Source organism: Limnohabitans sp. Rim8, assembly GCF_943326455.1.
Classification (GTDB): Bacteria; Pseudomonadota; Gammaproteobacteria; order Burkholderiales; family Burkholderiaceae_C; genus Limnohabitans_A.
Genome location: NZ_CALPTI020000003.1, coordinates 1 through 14,902, shown reverse-complemented (window position 1 = coordinate 14,902; position 14,902 = coordinate 1). Strand labels below are relative to the sequence as shown.

At 52.9% G+C, this 14,902-nt stretch carries 15 protein-coding genes and 1 pseudogene; 5 read left to right on the top strand and 11 right to left on the bottom strand.

The window, feature by feature from the left end; all coding sequences use genetic code 11:
* The first annotated feature begins 4 nt into the window (after window positions 1-4).
* Window positions 5-667 (top strand): TetR/AcrR family transcriptional regulator, encoded by a 663-nt coding sequence (locus tag Q1M54_RS02590; protein WP_300553493.1) that lies wholly within the window; start codon window positions 5-7, stop codon window positions 665-667.
* Between the two features lie 34 nt (window positions 668-701).
* Here Q1M54_RS02590 and Q1M54_RS02585 read toward each other — a convergent pair whose 3' ends face one another.
* From Q1M54_RS02585 to Q1M54_RS02570, 4 genes are read right to left on the bottom strand one after another with little or no spacing between them, the layout of a single operon-like run.
* Entirely contained in the window at window positions 702-1,958 is a 1,257-nt protein-coding gene (locus Q1M54_RS02585; RefSeq protein ID WP_300553491.1) for a thiolase family protein, read from the bottom strand.
* A 25-nt stretch (window positions 1,959-1,983) separates the two neighbouring features.
* The gene (locus tag Q1M54_RS02580; RefSeq protein ID WP_300553489.1) at window positions 1,984-3,198 is read right to left on the bottom strand and encodes a cytochrome P450; all 1,215 of its coding nucleotides are present in this window, start codon (window positions 3,196-3,198) and stop codon (window positions 1,984-1,986) included.
* Window positions 3,195-4,184 carry a PDR/VanB family oxidoreductase gene (locus tag Q1M54_RS02575; protein WP_300553486.1) on the bottom strand — a complete coding sequence of 330 codons (990 nt, stop codon included), beginning with the start codon at window positions 4,182-4,184 and terminating at the stop codon, window positions 3,195-3,197. The genes Q1M54_RS02580 and Q1M54_RS02575 overlap by 4 nt, the downstream gene beginning before the upstream one ends.
* On the bottom strand, window positions 4,181-4,930 hold the full coding sequence (locus Q1M54_RS02570) for an SDR family NAD(P)-dependent oxidoreductase (protein WP_300553484.1): 750 nt from the start codon (window positions 4,928-4,930) through the stop codon (window positions 4,181-4,183). The genes Q1M54_RS02575 and Q1M54_RS02570 overlap by 4 nt, the downstream gene beginning before the upstream one ends.
* 131 nt (window positions 4,931-5,061) lie before the next feature.
* Between Q1M54_RS02570 and Q1M54_RS02565 the strand changes: the two genes are divergently transcribed.
* Together Q1M54_RS02565 and Q1M54_RS02560 are read left to right on the top strand one after the other, a co-directional pair.
* Complete coding sequence (locus Q1M54_RS02565) at window positions 5,062-5,904, top strand: enoyl-CoA hydratase/isomerase family protein (protein ID WP_300553482.1); 843 nt, start codon at window positions 5,062-5,064, stop codon at window positions 5,902-5,904.
* A 31-nt stretch (window positions 5,905-5,935) separates the two neighbouring features.
* Window positions 5,936-6,973 carry a zinc-dependent alcohol dehydrogenase family protein gene (locus Q1M54_RS02560; RefSeq protein WP_300553479.1) on the top strand — a complete coding sequence of 346 codons (1,038 nt, stop codon included), beginning with the start codon at window positions 5,936-5,938 and terminating at the stop codon, window positions 6,971-6,973.
* Between the two features lie 94 nt (window positions 6,974-7,067).
* On the opposite strand, the gene Q1M54_RS16395 is transcribed toward Q1M54_RS02560, so the two are convergent.
* From Q1M54_RS16395 to Q1M54_RS02535, 7 genes and pseudogenes are all read right to left on the bottom strand, one after another.
* Entirely contained in the window at window positions 7,068-7,289 is a 222-nt protein-coding gene (locus tag Q1M54_RS16395) for a tyrosine-type recombinase/integrase (RefSeq protein WP_366146242.1), read from the bottom strand.
* Window positions 7,290-7,307: 18 nt separating this feature from the next.
* Window positions 7,308-8,042 (bottom strand): hypothetical protein, encoded by a 735-nt coding sequence (locus tag Q1M54_RS02555; RefSeq protein ID WP_300553476.1) that lies wholly within the window; start codon window positions 8,040-8,042, stop codon window positions 7,308-7,310.
* A gap of 178 nt (window positions 8,043-8,220) precedes the next feature.
* Window positions 8,221-9,000, bottom strand: coding sequence for an SDR family oxidoreductase (locus tag Q1M54_RS02550; RefSeq protein ID WP_300553473.1), 780 nt, complete (start codon window positions 8,998-9,000; stop codon window positions 8,221-8,223).
* Window positions 9,001-9,010: 10 nt separating this feature from the next.
* Entirely contained in the window at window positions 9,011-9,892 is an 882-nt protein-coding gene (locus Q1M54_RS02545) for an amidohydrolase family protein (RefSeq protein ID WP_300553470.1), read from the bottom strand.
* Between the two features lie 127 nt (window positions 9,893-10,019).
* Entirely contained in the window at window positions 10,020-10,649 is a 630-nt protein-coding gene (locus Q1M54_RS02540) for a zinc-binding dehydrogenase (RefSeq protein WP_300553468.1), read from the bottom strand.
* Between the two features lie 105 nt (window positions 10,650-10,754).
* A pseudogene (locus tag Q1M54_RS16390) lies at window positions 10,755-11,009 on the bottom strand (alcohol dehydrogenase catalytic domain-containing protein); the annotation flags it as partial.
* 88 nt (window positions 11,010-11,097) lie between these two features.
* Window positions 11,098-11,892, bottom strand: a complete 795-nt coding sequence (locus tag Q1M54_RS02535) for an IclR family transcriptional regulator (protein WP_300553465.1) — start codon at window positions 11,890-11,892, stop codon at window positions 11,098-11,100.
* Between the two features lie 94 nt (window positions 11,893-11,986).
* Between Q1M54_RS02535 and Q1M54_RS02530 the strand changes: the two genes are divergently transcribed.
* Together Q1M54_RS02530 and Q1M54_RS02525 are read left to right on the top strand one after the other, a co-directional pair.
* The gene (locus Q1M54_RS02530; protein WP_300553462.1) at window positions 11,987-12,964 is read left to right on the top strand and encodes a tripartite tricarboxylate transporter substrate binding protein; all 978 of its coding nucleotides are present in this window, start codon (window positions 11,987-11,989) and stop codon (window positions 12,962-12,964) included.
* A 1,643-nt stretch (window positions 12,965-14,607) separates the two neighbouring features.
* Window positions 14,608-14,902, top strand: a 295-nt coding sequence (locus tag Q1M54_RS02525) for a hypothetical protein (RefSeq protein WP_300553460.1), incomplete at its 3' end; no start/stop codon positions are given.

The following is a 14,902-nucleotide window of genomic DNA, read 5'->3' as shown; positions in this document are numbered from 1 at the left end:
AGCGATGAAAACAATATCCAATCCAGCGCCGACATCCAAGAAACCACCTAAAAGTGCGAGCGCTACCAACGCAAAGACCAAAGACAGTGAAGTTGGTTTGATTGTTGACAGAAGAGCTGAACTGATTGAAAAGGCTGCTCTTTTGTTTGGTGCACGCGGGTATGCCAACACTTCAATGCGAGACATCTCGGCTGCATTCGGTATTTTGCATGGATCCATCTACCACCACTTTGGATCTAAAGAGGAACTGTTCATCACTGTCTATTCCTCCGGTGTTGACCGTTTTGTCAAAGACGTTGAAAAGGCCATTGAGCCCTACTCTGACCCATGGCAACGACTTGAAGCCGCATGCATTGCGCATCTTGAAGCCTTACTCATGAGAGAAAGCCCGGCCGCCACGGTGTTGGCCGACTGGTCCGCCAATTACTCAGAGAGCATGCGAACAGCACTGGTTGCGCAGCGTGACAGATACGAAAAGGTGTTTTTGAAATTGACCGATGCGGTGGAGTTGCCGCAGGGCATCAAGAAACGTTACTTCCGTTTGGGCCTTCTTGGGGCGTTGAATGGTGCATTGATGTGGTACCAACCTGGAGGAGATTCGCCCTCTACGGTTGCAAAACAGCTTTTTTCCTTGTTCAGGAAAAAAGCCGAGTCCACAGACATTTGAGATTCATCAAATAACCAAACTCACACCGAGTTGATCAATTGCTTCGCTGCAAAATGGTGATGGAACAAGCCGCCTCATCAAAACCAATCACACCACCGCCGTTCTCAGCAAGTGCGATATTTGCACCTTCAGATTGCCGACTACCGGCTTCTCCACGCAATTGGGTCACCAGCTCATAAATCATGGACAGACCTGTTGCCCCGACCGGGTGACCTTTGGACACCAACCCGCCAGACAAATTGATGGGCAACTCTCCACCAAACGAAGTGGCACCGCTGGCGACATATGAGCCCCCCTGTCCAATTTCGCAGAATCCGAGCATTTCTGCCTGGTAAATCTCACAGAACGATGTCGCGTCATGGACCTCGGCAATATCGATGTCTGAGGGCTTTAGACCGGCTTTTGCATAGGCCTTTTTGGCGGCCACGTGCGAAAGTCCTGGCTCTGCCAAGTCACGGTACTTTCCGCCGGTCATCACGCTTGCGCTTACAGCAATGGCCCTCTCCTGCACACGCTTGGGTAGAGCGCGCAAGAATCGCTCAGAGCAAAGCAATGCAGCTGATGCGCCATCACCCACGGGCGAACACATGGCACGGGTCAAAGGCCAACTGATCTCTCGATCATTCAGCACTTCCTCCGGTGTGATGTTGAACCGGTACTGTGCATTGGGATTGAGGGCTCCCATGGCATGATTTTTAGAAGATGCATAAGCGATTTGCTCTCGCGTAGTTCCAAATGTCTTCATATGGTACGCAGCTTGCATGGCATAGGTATCCATGAACAAGGTGCCTCCACCACTATTGGTCACAAAGGGCTTGCCCGATTGCTCGCCTGCCATTCGGTAATACGCCTGCCACTCTTGCGGATCAAACTGATCAATGCCACCTTGAAAAATTTCCATGGTGCGCTCAGGATCGCCCGGGAAAAATGTTTTTTCCACACCCATGGCCAACGACAAATCACACTCACCAGAAAGAATGTCCTTGTAAGCACCGTGAAACGCCATGGACGCCGTTGCACAGCCGCCTTCTACGTTGATGAGTGGCACCCTTTCCGGAAAGATACCTTCACGCACCAAGGGGGTAAAACAAACTTGGCCACGAATATTGCGTTGACCAAAAGTGCCCATTCCACAATTGCCAAACCATGCCTGATCAATTTGATGAGCAATATCAACTTCTGTATCTGCAATCAGACCCATGAAAGCGTCTCGTGTCAGATCTTTGAAAGTCTTGTCAGCCTGCTTACCAAAGGGCGTACATGAAGCACCAATCACATAAACGTCGCTCATCAGGAACCTCCAGAGATCAAACTGTTTAACTGAGAACCAAGGGCAACTGCGTTGGACCGCGCATGACCAGCGCATCCAACCATTTCACCTCACCTTGCCCAAAACGCATGGCAGGGTATTGGGCAACAAGAGAGCCAATGCACACCTTAGCCTCAAGCCTGGCCAAAGGTGCACCAAGACAAAAATGAAGACCTTGACCAAAGGTCAAATGCCGATTGGGTGTGCGGTCCAGAATCAGCTCATGTGGCCGATCAAATCGACGCGGGTCGCGATTGGCCGCATTGATCATTGCAAAAACGCGGTCACCTGCGACCAACTTCTTGCCATGCAACTCGTGATCGACCGCTGCAACTCTCGCAATGCTGTTGCTGGGACCGTCATACCGTAAAAACTCTTCTACAGCCGAGTCAATCAGTGCGGGTTCCTCATGAAGTCTTTGTTTTTGCTCTGGGTGATTGATCAGCGCCACAATGGCACTGCCCAGCAGACTGGTTGTCGTTTCATGGCCTCCAAATAAAACAAGCATGCACATGGCCACCAGCTCATCCTCGCTCAGCGCACCATTCGCGTCGGTGACAGAAACCATCGCCGTGATGACATCGTCGCCAGGTGAGATTCGCCTCTGTGAAATCACATCCCGAAAATAGGAGGACATGCGATCAGCACCGTCTCTGGCTTTTTTGTATTTGTCGTCTTCTGATCGGGATGTGCCGATAAACAAACGCAGATCATCGGACCACCGTTTAATTTCAGCGAAGTCCTCACGAGGTAAGCCCATCATGTCCAAAATGACGTAGGCGGGCAGCAAGACCGCGACTTTTTCCATGAAGTCCACATCGCGTGACGGATCCATGCCTTCAAGCAATTGCTCAACTGTCTTTTTGATGGCGCCCTCACGCGACTGAATCAATTGAAGCGAGAAGACGACATTCATCATCTTTCGAAGCCGAGTGTGCTCAGGTGGCGCCTTGAACACAAGCCACTCATTGAGATACCGCATCACACCAGACAGAATGTCCCTGCGCTCGTCTTTCAATGCCTCATAAAAAGGGCGCAAACGATCCGACGACATGTTGGATGACATGGCCACCTGACGGACATCGTCGTACCGGGTGATGATCCAGCTCTTGATGGCCGGACTCCAGTGAACTGGATCCCTTTCTTGCAGTGCCTCATAGAAAGGAAAGGGATTGGTTCTGATCGCCTCGTTGGACGGATCATAGACAAGCGGTGCGTTCATAAGTCCAAAACCAAACAGGGGGTTAACGATCGCGAGCAGCAGGGTGTGAAGGCGTCATTTTTCTCATGCTCTTCAGGCAGCATGAACTGATCACGATGGTCTGGAGTGCCCTCCAAGACTCGAGTCAAGCACGAGCCGCAATGTCCTTGCTCACAAGAAACCAGCACGTCAACCCCGGCCGCCGAAAGTGCTTGAACAGCCGTCTGACCCACGGGTACTTCCACAAGGGCACCCGTTGATTGAATCTTGATGGTAAAGACACGATCCATGCGAACAGATCCTTCTGCAACAGTTTCATTTGCGCCGCCAAAGAGCTCTTTTCTTATTTTTGCATCCTGTACACCCACGCCCTTTGCAGCTTCGATGACAGCATTCATGAAGCCTGCGGGGCCGCAGGTATAGAGCGATGCGGTGGCATCTGCGCTTGTAAAAATGGAATCAACGCTGACTGCATTTTCATCATCAAATGAAAAAATAACGCTTGCAGCGTATTTGGATGATTTCAGCTCGTCCACAAACGCTGCACTTCCACGACTGCGTGCGTGATAGTGGAGTCGGAAATTTCGGTTTTGGGCACTGAGCGTTTCGGCCATTGCCAAAATGGGCGTGATGCCAATGCCGCCAGCGACCAAAACGATGGGGTCGGCATCCTTTTCCAAGCCAAACAGGTTCCGAGGTCCACGGACTTCCAGGTTGTGACCGTTCTTTATCTTTTCGTGAAGATTCAGCGAGGCTCCAGTGCCGTTGACATCAGCCAAAATCGCAACTCGCCATTTTTTTTCGCTATGGCGACTGCACAATGAGTATTGCCTGATCGCATCCTTGCCGAGGCGATCACTTGACTTGATGTCGATATGCGCTCCAGCCTCCCAACTAGGCAAGTCAGCCCCATCCGGTCTTGCAAGCTCAGCGATCATCACATTGGCGCCCTCGATCGACCAATTGACAACTGTCAGTTCTGTAAATTTTGCTGAAGCTTCATTCATAGGGATGGCATCCTGAGACCGCCATCCAGTCGAATGGTTTCCCCATTGATCATGGGATTGGCCGCAACGGCCATAACAAACTCTGCAAACTCCTCGGGTTTACCAGGGCGCTTGGGCCAGGCGGCGTTTTGCAACAACCCATCAAGAACCTCCTGCGTCACATGGGCTTGAACCATGGGTGTCATGAATACGCCAGGACAAATGGTGACAACACGGATCGCGTGCTTGCCCAACTCCCTGGCCAGCGGCAAGGTCATGCCAGCAACGGCTGCTTTGGAGGCCGAGTATGCAGCTTGCCCAATTTGGCCATCAAAGGCTGCTATCGATGAAATGTTGATGATCACTCCCCTTTGACCGTTTTCCGTCAAAGGCAGTTCAATCATTTGCTCGGCGGCCAAGCGCAGGACATTGAATGTGCCAAGCACATTGACATCCATGACTTCTCTAAAGAGTTCAAGCGTATGGACACCCTTACGGCCAAGCAAACGTGCGTTTTTACCCACGCCAGCACAGTTCACGATCAATTGAGGCGCGCCAAATTTTTCAGCTGAGTCATTCAATGCATTTTTGACTTCAGACTCCGATATGACATCACAAATCACATACCGAACTGATGCCAGCTGCGGTCCATCGTGGCGATCCAAAACAGTCACCTTGATACCGGATTCGCTCAACTTGCTGACCAAAGCCAGCCCAAGACCGGATGCGCCTCCAGTCACCACCGCGGTATTGATTAACTGTTTCATGCTGATAAGCTTAGCAGAATGAACGTCACCAAACAAGTGGTTGGTTGGCAGTATTTTTAGACACATTGAGTTTCATTCAAAATCATTTGAAAAGCACTCAAACCTCTGTTGATTCCAACTGGAGAACCTGTATGGACACCCCACGGAAAGACTGGAAAGGCTCACGCCTGTCAATGACCCGCGAAGACGGTGTAGCCGTCATCCATCTGTTCAATCCACCTCACGGATTCATGGACGAAGCCATGGAGTCTGAGCTTCTCGAAGCGCTGGATCAGCTGGATGCATGGAACGATGGTCGAGTTGTCGTGATCACGGGAGGCGAGCCTGACATGTTTGTTCGCCACTACGACGTTTCGATCCTGCAGCGTCGCTCACAGGCCATGATCGAACGCGGTAAAACCTTTTCGATAGAACGCCCAGTCCCTAAAAGTGTTATTCACCAGTGCATAGAACGCATTGATAACAGCCCACTTATTTTTATTGCCGCGCTTAACGGTACTGCAATGGGGGGCGGCTTTGAATTGGCTCTTGGATGTGACATACGACTGGCACAAGATGGCGTTTACCAGCTGGGACTGCCCGAGCTGAATTTGGGTCTACTGCCTGGCGCAGGCGGGACACAAGCCATGGCCTCATTGATCGGAGCGGGCCCCGCCCTATTCAGTCTTTTGACGGCCAAGGTTTTTACCCCTCAAGAACTGCTTGCCGTGGGCTTAGTTTCCATATGCTCAGATGATGTGATGGCCGATGCCATGAAGCTTGCAAGACAAATCCAAACCGTTCCATCGAGAGCATGTGCCAACATCAAAAAACTGGTCCGAAATGCCACGCGATGGAGTCATGAACAAGGCTTGGCTGCTGAGCGAACTCTTTTTTGCGACTGCATGGTAGACCCAGAAGCACAACCCCTGATGGAAGCTGTAGTGAGCGGAAATCGAACAATTGCTGATCAACCTGTGCTTCTCAAACGCTGATATTCAACTATTGATTGTGAAGGCTCACCCCATGGACCATTTTTTGAACGAATCACACAATCCGAGGACGGTTGAAGTCATCAGCTGCGATCCTCAGGTACCGGTATCTGAGCGCCTTCGAATTCGCCAAGATGCTCGAATGCCCCTTGCGCCTAAGGAAGTCCGCATTGGTATGTTGGCCATGAATATTCTTCCAGCAGACTTGCTGCAAATGAATCGGCAATACGGTCATCAGCCCTCTGTACCCTACGTTCCGGGACATGAGGGCGTAGCTGTTGTGCTTGAAACAGGCAGTGAGATCACCGACCTCCATGCAGGTGACCGAGTGCTTCCCATTGGCGTTTTCGGTGTGTGGGCTGATGAACTTGTTGTTCAAAGACGGTCTTTGATCGCTGTTCCATCGAATTCGGATGTGCTCCAGCAAGCCATGCTGGCTGCCAACCCAGCAACTGCTTGGGTACTTCTTAAACATCAAGTGGAAATCCAACCCGGGCAGTGGGTTGTTCAAAACGCCGCGAATTCCGCTGTTGGTCAGTGCTCTCGACAGTTGGCTGCCCACTTCAACATCAATTTGATCAATGTCGTACGCCGTCCTGAGGCCGTGGCGTCTGATGAAGGCGGATACTGGTTAGTCGACGATGGCAAGGATCCGGACTCACTCAAGGCTGAGGTTCAGAAAATAACGCGTGGTGAGACCGTTGTGCTGGGCTTGGATGCTGTAGGAGGCGTTGCCTCACAAGCCCTTGCAGCCAGCTTGAGTCCGCAAGGTCGATTGGTGCTTTACGGTCTTCTCAGCGGGGCTCCCAGCACCATTTCAGCACACGACCTGGTTTTTCGAAACATCCAAGTTCAAGGATTTTGGCTGGCCAACTGGTTCAGCGATCCCGAAAACAGACAAAAGGCAAAAACCGTATATCCAGCCTTAATTGAGACAGCAGCTCAGAACGTATTGCGAATGAACGTTGAAAAGATTTACGAGTTAAGCGACATACACGAGGCAATCGTTCACTCAGCTCAAGGTGGTAGGCAAGGCAAGGTCCTACTAAAGGGAATGTACTTTGATGACTGAAATAAATCATCCCGGTATCTGACGAGGCTCCACACTTTGAGAAACTGGAGACCTCGGCAAGAATTCACACTTCCCCGAGCCTAATGTCACAACTTCACACCGCAGCAAACGACCATCTTGGATTGAGCAGCGCGGTTAACGCTTTGACCGATTGCCACCGTGCTTGTTGCGCCTCGAGAAGTGACATGTGGTCTAAGTGACCATACCGACGCAGCAGCATGGTCTGATCCCGATGACCAAGGATTTGAGAAGCCACCCCAACACCCACGCCATTCCTCAACAGTGATGCAGCGACCCAATGTCGGATGTCATGCACGCTCAGATCTGGACGTCGCTACATGCCCGTCATGCTGCGCCACTTCTTTCGATAGCAAATGGGCGTGATGCCGTTCTTGCCCGCAAAGATCAATCGATCCGCAGAACCGACAGCCAATGCAGGCTTTAACCTTTTGGCCAATGCTATCTTTTCTGGCATAAAGAACAGTGTTCGCGAATCATCGTTCTTGGTTCTGGGCACGATGAGTTTGCCGCCAACGATATCGAGTTCTTGCCATGACCTTTGAAGCAACTCACTCTTGCGTGCGCCAGAGTCCACCAGCATCCAGACGAACAGCGTGAACAAGCGGTCCCTGCCCATTTTTGCGGCCAGGCGCAAAGACAAAATATCCTGCTCTGACGATGCCACATACCGAATTTTTTCCTCGAAGCGCTTGACGGCAAGTGTGGGAGAGATAAATCCTCTGGGAGCCATCCGACGATTCACAACAGCCCATGTATAGACTTGTCCCAAGGCACCAATATCTCTGTTGACTGTGGAAGTTGCATAGCCTGATTCGACCAACGCCTCTGCTGCCTTTTGCAGCCGTTCACTGGAAATGGACCATGCCGATTCATGACCAAAACCATGGACTGGATCGCACCATTTTCTGAGCCGCAGCGCCAGTTCAAGACGAGGTTTTGCCAGCGAATGCGCTTGAACGAGTTCAGCCAACGTGACGTCAACGGGAACAAAAGATGAAGCCGCATCCGCTGCAGCTTTGAGATCGATGGGGTGTTTGAATTTGCGCATGGGATTTCCTAGAACACTGCCTTAGAAAACCTAAAACAAGTGTGAAGAAAACCCTAACAGCCGTTGATTTGGAAGAGGAAATTCCAAAAGTGGTGGGCGATGCAGGCCGAAGGCAGCGCCGACGGGCCCTTTTTTTAAATCCAGTGCAATCGCGAAGTTACCCAACTGCGTCCAACAGTTAGATCACGCCGGGGTAAGTGCCCCCGTCTATCTGCAAGTTCTGCCCTGAGATGAAGCCCGCCAGGTCGCTGCACAAATAAGCACATGCCGAAGCGAATTCCTCTGGCGACCCGAACCTGCGTGCAGCAATGGTGTTGGTGATCGTTCGTCTCGCTTCCTCAACTGAGACGCCGTCCAGCTTAGCCCGCCGCTCGATCATGAACTTCTGCCGTCCCGTGTCAATGCGCTCAGGAAGTAAATTATTGATAGTCACGTTGTCCACCGCCACTTCCCGTGAGATCGCCTTGCAGAAGGCCGTAAGGCCTGCACGAGCTGCCGTAGACAGCGTCATGTGTGCCAGTGGCGCCTTAACCATGGCCGAAGTTATATTCACCACCCGGCCAAATTTGCGCTGACGCATTCCAGGGACAAAAGCTTGGATAAGGTCGATGGGTGCAAGCATGTTGGATTCCATAGCCGCAAGCCAATCGTCACGCTGAAAATCCACCCAGTTACCCGGCGGGGGACCCGCATTGTTGTTGACTAGGATGTCGAGTTGCGGGCAGGCAGCGATGATCCGTTCGCGTCCCTCAACCGTGTTCAGATCCGCCACGATCGTTGCCACATCGGCGCCAGAACGCTCCCGAATCTCTTCCCGCGCTAGCTCCAGAGCTTGCGAATCACGTCCGTTGATCGTCACGTTGCACCCTTCAAGCGCGAGCGCCGAGGCACAGGCGAGCCCGAGGCCCTTGGACGACGCGCAGACCAACGCACTTCGGCCCGATATTCCTAGATCCATATGGCCTCCACTACGATGCGTCGACGGGCTTGCTAACGTCCCATCGCAACCATCTGCAGAGGGCGTCACCCAGGATTAGAGCCTTTTCGCTCTGCGATAAGAAGGACATGTGGTCGGTGACGAGTGCAGCCCCGTCCTTGTAGTCGACTCCATATTTTCCCAACATGCGTGAAAAGTCCGAGCCCCAGAAACAGCGCTCAGCGCCAAACGCTTTCACAAGTTGCTGTACATGAGGCATCACGTTAGCGAAGGGATACCCGGCCGTCGAGAAACTCGGGATGTTAGATAACTTCACCGTCACGTTCGGATGTGACGCTAGTGCTACCGTCGCATCAATGTATGGCGCGATCCGATCATCCGTTGTGTTACCGAGAATACCCATGTGATCAATAGCAATGCGCAGTTTCGGGTGTGCCTTGGCAATTTTCGCAACCTTGTCCTTGCCATTCGGCACGAGCATCATCACCGGTATATCGTGCTCCTCTGCGTATGGCCAGAACCAGTCTGCTGTGCCGTCGTGGATCCAGTCCCGCTCGACCTCGAAGCTGAACGTCAGCCGCACGCCTGCCACGCCCGGTTTGCCGCGTAATTGCTGCAGCATCTTGCGTGCCTCATCAGGCTTGTTCACCGGAATTCGCGTCATCACTCGAAAGCGATCCGGAAACTGGCACCAGGCTTCGAGCGCTACGTCGATACGGTCCTGGTCCCAGGTGGGCGGAACGAGGACGGCGCGATAGATACCGCCTTCATCCATCTTGCGCACGAGGTAATCGACGCCGAGCGACGGCAAGTGTCCCATGTGGCGCAGGCGTTCTTGTCCGCCCGGAATCCAGGGGCGATCAGGAGTTTCATCGCCCCAAACGTGCACTTGTGAGTCAGTAATCATCACCATGTCTTAACCCTTCTTGGAAAATTTGAACTTTAGAGATCCTGGTGCGCAGCGGCAAGGCACGGACGCGATGGATGTCCACAATATGGAACGGGGCTTACGTGGGTTACCCGTCACACCATTCAGTCGGTCATGGCACGAGCACGATCTTTCCTAGAAGCGCAGGTCCGTCTAGGAGTCGGTGCGCCTCTTGGGCGCTCCGCAAGGGAAAGCTCTGAGGCATAGGCGGCCGGATGCGCGACTCCCCCAGTAAGTCGATCACGGTCTGCATCAGTTCCCGCCGGCGAACAGGGTCGTGATCTAAAACGTGTATGGAGTAGCTGCGGATAGCGACGCTGCGATCGAGCCGCCTACGCAGTTCCGCCACCATATTCTCTTGCGGAATTCCCTGCAACACGTTGTATGAGAGCAGAGTGCCTCGTGCGGCCAGAAGGTCTAACTGGGCGACGAAGCCAGAGCCGCCAATGTGGTCAAAAACCATGTCGACACCACGCCCCGCAGTGATTGCCTGCACTGCCTCCCGTAGATCCCCGCTGCCGCGCAGATGAACGTAGTGGGCACCGGCCGATTTGATGTAAGCACACTTCTCCTCAGTCCCGCCCACGGCAATCACCTGTATGCCGTGTGCCGCTGCAGATTGGACCAGCGCGATGCCAACACCGCCGGCTGCAGACTGTACGACGATGGATCTTGGGGGGGCTGAGCCGGAGTCAAAGAGCATGCCCATCGCAAGTTGGTAGTTGCCCATGCTCACCGCCATCAGAGGATCCACGCTCTGTGGCAACAAGAAGAGCGATGCCGCAGGTACGCATATGCGCTCCGCATAACATCCACCTCGAGTCGATAACTCTCGCGAACTAACGAGAACGCGTTGTCCGACTTGCACTCTGCCTGCATCAGGCCCAAGCGCCTCCACTACGCCAACCATCTCATTGCCGGGGATGGCTGGGAGCGATGGCATCCAAGGGTAGACGCCCGTGCGGATCATTACGTCCGGCTTTCCTACACCAATTACCTCAGCCCGAACAATGGCGTCGGCCGGTCCAGGTTGCGGATCGGGTAGATCTACATACTCCAACACTTCGGGTCCGCCGGTGCTTCGGATTTGTATAGCTTTCATCTTGCCGGCCCAAGTCGAAAATTGCGAATTTAGCCGCAAGGCCCTCCCCTGGGATACGCATCGCCTGCGAATGTCCACATAATGAACATTATTTTGATCGCGCTCGGAGTTCGTTGTGTCGCTTTGAGATCTGTTGGGACGTATCTCGCAATGCAGCGACGACGCCGGCAAGCCGGCGTTCGTGCAGTCGTTCCGTCATCCCAACCACAGTCACAGCTGCCAGGGGACTGAAGTGCTCATCAAGGATCGGGATGGCTACGGCGCTAGTGTTCGGCACCACTCCTATTGGTGCCCAGGCGTAATTGAGCGCCCGTGCTTCCTCCACCCGCGCCTGAAGGGTCTCCACACTCACGCCGAGCCTGGCCAGTCGCCGCGCGTTGCGACTGGTGATATCGACGGCTTGGACGGCCGGAAGACTGGCGAGGATGGCGACACCCGCGACACCCGCTCCGAGTGGCCTGCGTACGCCTGTCTCAGTAGCGAGTACTTGAATTGCATAATTCCCAGTGACGCGATTGATGGCGATGCTGTCGCATCCCTGCCGAATGGTCAGGAACACTGTGTCGCCCACCTTGTCTGCCAGTTCGTGCAAAAAGGGTTCGGCGATTCCGCGAATGGGGAACCGGTTGCCGCGTGCCATACCAAGCAGTGCAAGCTCCGCGCCGACACGATAGCGGCGGGTCTCCGAGTCCTGCTCGATAACACCTTCCTCACGCAGAACCTGGAGCATGCGATGAACCGTAGGACGGTTGAATCCGGTACCCTCCACCAAATCGACCAGACGGATACCTCGTTCCTGGGTCTCGGCCACTATTCGCAGTACGGCAAGAGCCCGGCGTAAACTTTGTGCGCCTTGCGTCAAGGTCTTGGACTCAGCGTCCATGTTGTGGACTTTCTCGCATCGAGCGGATTGTAGAAGTCGCACAGTGGGCCTTACAGTTTTCCTGAGCACCCGCTCTGCAACCTGGAGGGAACTGATGAAGAGACGCCAAATTCTAACGACCTCGGTCGCGCTAGCTGCCTGGCAACTGCCCGGATCGGCGCACTCCCAGCCAGCGGAGTATCCGAACCGTCCTATACGCCTGCTGGTGGGCTTCGCCGCCGGAGGCACGCCGGACACGATTGCGCGTAACGTAGCGGAGGCCATGTCACGGGCATTGGGTCAGCCCATTAACGTGGACAACAGGGCGGGCGCCAACGGAATTATTGCGGCCGAAGCACTGGTTAAGGCGGCGCCTGATGGCTACACGCTCCTGTTGACCACAGCATCCCTCGTGATTAACCCGAGCGTCTACAAGAAGCTCCCCTATGACTTGGAGCGCGACCTAGCGCCTATCACCAACATTGTGCTGGGAGATGGTTATCTTCTGATCAGCAATCCCAAGCTAGGCGCCTCAACGATCGCCGAGTTGGTCGCCTATTCGAAAAGCAACAAGGGTTTGGCATTCTCATCGCCCGGCATTGGCAATACGCTGCATCTAGCCGCCCAGACCTTCGCCGACAGCACAGGGTTCGAATTAACACACGTCCCATACAAAGGCGCTGCACAAGCGCTTAACGCAGTCATCAGCGGAGAAGTCCAAGCCATGTTCATTCCGCCGACAGTCGCGCTGCCACAGATCAAGGCGGGCAAGGTAAACGTATTGGGCTTCACCGGAGCAAAGCGCTGGAGCTTGCTGCCAGAAGTGCCGGCGATTACCGAGTCCGTAAAGGGCTTTCAGTTCGACAGCGGCTGGCACGGTCTCTTCGCGCCGGCTGGCACTCCCCCATTGATCATTGACAGGCTAAATGCCGCTGCCCGCCGCGCTTTGGCTGAGCCCAAGTTGCGCGATTTCTTGGTGCAAGGTGGTTACGAGCCAGACCCAAGATCCCCGGCTGACTACACGCGATACTTGCAGTCTGAGCGCCAGAGGTATGCGGGCATAGTAAAGTCGGCCAAGATTGAGGCCCAGTGAGTAATGCGCTCGGCGCAATTCCGTCGTCTCGCGCTCATCAAAAGGGTCGCATTTGTGAGTAAATGCCCACGGCTAATGCTCCTGACTGGACCGCAGTCCGTCATCAATGACGGTAACTTTTGTCCATTGGTGATTTAAAAGCCAATCGCCCAACTTAGGTACTTGCGGGGGCTTTAAATCCGCTAAACGTCCCAGCACTCCTGACCTAGCGTGCAACATGGGCGTAAACCAATGTTGACGAGGTGCAGGAGTTTGTTCATGACTGATCAATTCCGTGGTCTGCGTTGCCGCCCTGGCGACTTAGCCGTCATCGTTCAAGACGAACCCGAGTGTCACCAACATCGGCCAGCTCGTACGCGTCGTCTGCGTGAGCTACGAATTCCCCGACGAGCTTGGCTTTCACTTGGAAATCCAGCCGCTCTCATCGAAGCCCTCCCCCTTCGTCGTCTCTAGCCGCGCTGACAAAAATCTCAATGAATCGCCCCGGGTTTCGTGGAGGCCGCAGCACTCAATCCTCAAAATTCTCTGAAGGGGCTCAAAACAGTTTGGTGCGAGCAACTTCAAATCTGCCGTGTTCACCGCAGTAAAAGTGAACCCTTTTGGGGCTCCGAAAACAGGCGTTTAGGATATTTTTAGGACACCGCAAATAAAAAAGCACATAGAGTTTACTCTAAGTGCTTGATTTCATTGGGAATTTTTGGTGGGCGATGCAAGTTTCGAACTTGCGACCCCTGCAGTGTGAAAACGCCAACATTTCACCTTTTTCCCTTTTAAAAACAACAACTTAGCTGTTTTTGACTGGGTCAAAGTAGTATACTTGTAGTATACCCATATAATTATAAAGTGATATTTAAATTTCACTTCCGTGACGCAAGCTGTAAACCAGTGTCATTTCTTTTTACGGTGCTGGTTTTTTAAGCACCTGTAGAGCAAACATTGTGGCTCGGAATTGGCTCAATGTATAAAGAGTTTTCGCTTGAACTGACTCAATGTATATAAATTTTCGCGCCGCAGACTGGCCAATGTATATAAAGTTTTGATGGCGACGATTGAGCACCCTCTTCCTATGAGTTGGGCGCCGCAGGATGGGGATTGATTTGTGCGCGCTCGATCCAACGTCAATGTACAGAATTTGATGTCAGTTAAATCGTCGGAACAATTCCATAGCTGTGATCAAGTGTCATTTTTTTACGCTGAGAAATTTTCGAGCCACAACTTTCAAGCGAGTCACACGTAGAGCCGTCGATCAATGTATATAAATTTTTTGTTTGAAGTGCCCGATGTGCATGAAGTTTGTGATTTGTACTTCGACCTACCCCCTTCGCTTTGCTGACGATTAGCGGCAGGGAGCTCATAAATTTCACCTGCGTCGATGACTCACCAGGTTATTTTTTATAACTGCAATGCAGCGGTTGCAGTCGTACGCATAAAACAGCTGACCGTCTGCTACCGGCCAAAAGCGGCCAGCCACAAATTATTGTTAATTTGCAAACAATGAAAAGTCGTATTGGATAAACGTAAATTGGAACGCTTGCCAAAGCATCTGAATCCTTCTTTATTGACCTCAACCTCCACGGGGACAAATAAATGCCCGGTGACTTTGAAAAATTTGAGTCGCTAAAATTTAAACTATGAGACGGTACTTGGCGATTTTTTTGCTGGTTTTGTTGCCCTTGCAGTTCAGTTGGGCAGCAATGGCAAGCTATTGCGAGCACGAAACCAGTGTGACTGCCAAGCACCCTGGTCACCACACCCATGACCATGCGTCAGTTGACCACCAAGAGTCCAGCAAAAACTCACCCCAATCGGCGGGCATGGACCATGACTGTGCCACTTGCCATATGGGTTGTGCAGCTGCTCTGGTCAACGATCTGAACACGACCACAGCAGCGGTCTCTGACGATAATCCACTTCACCCTCAGGTGATTGTTTCTCAGC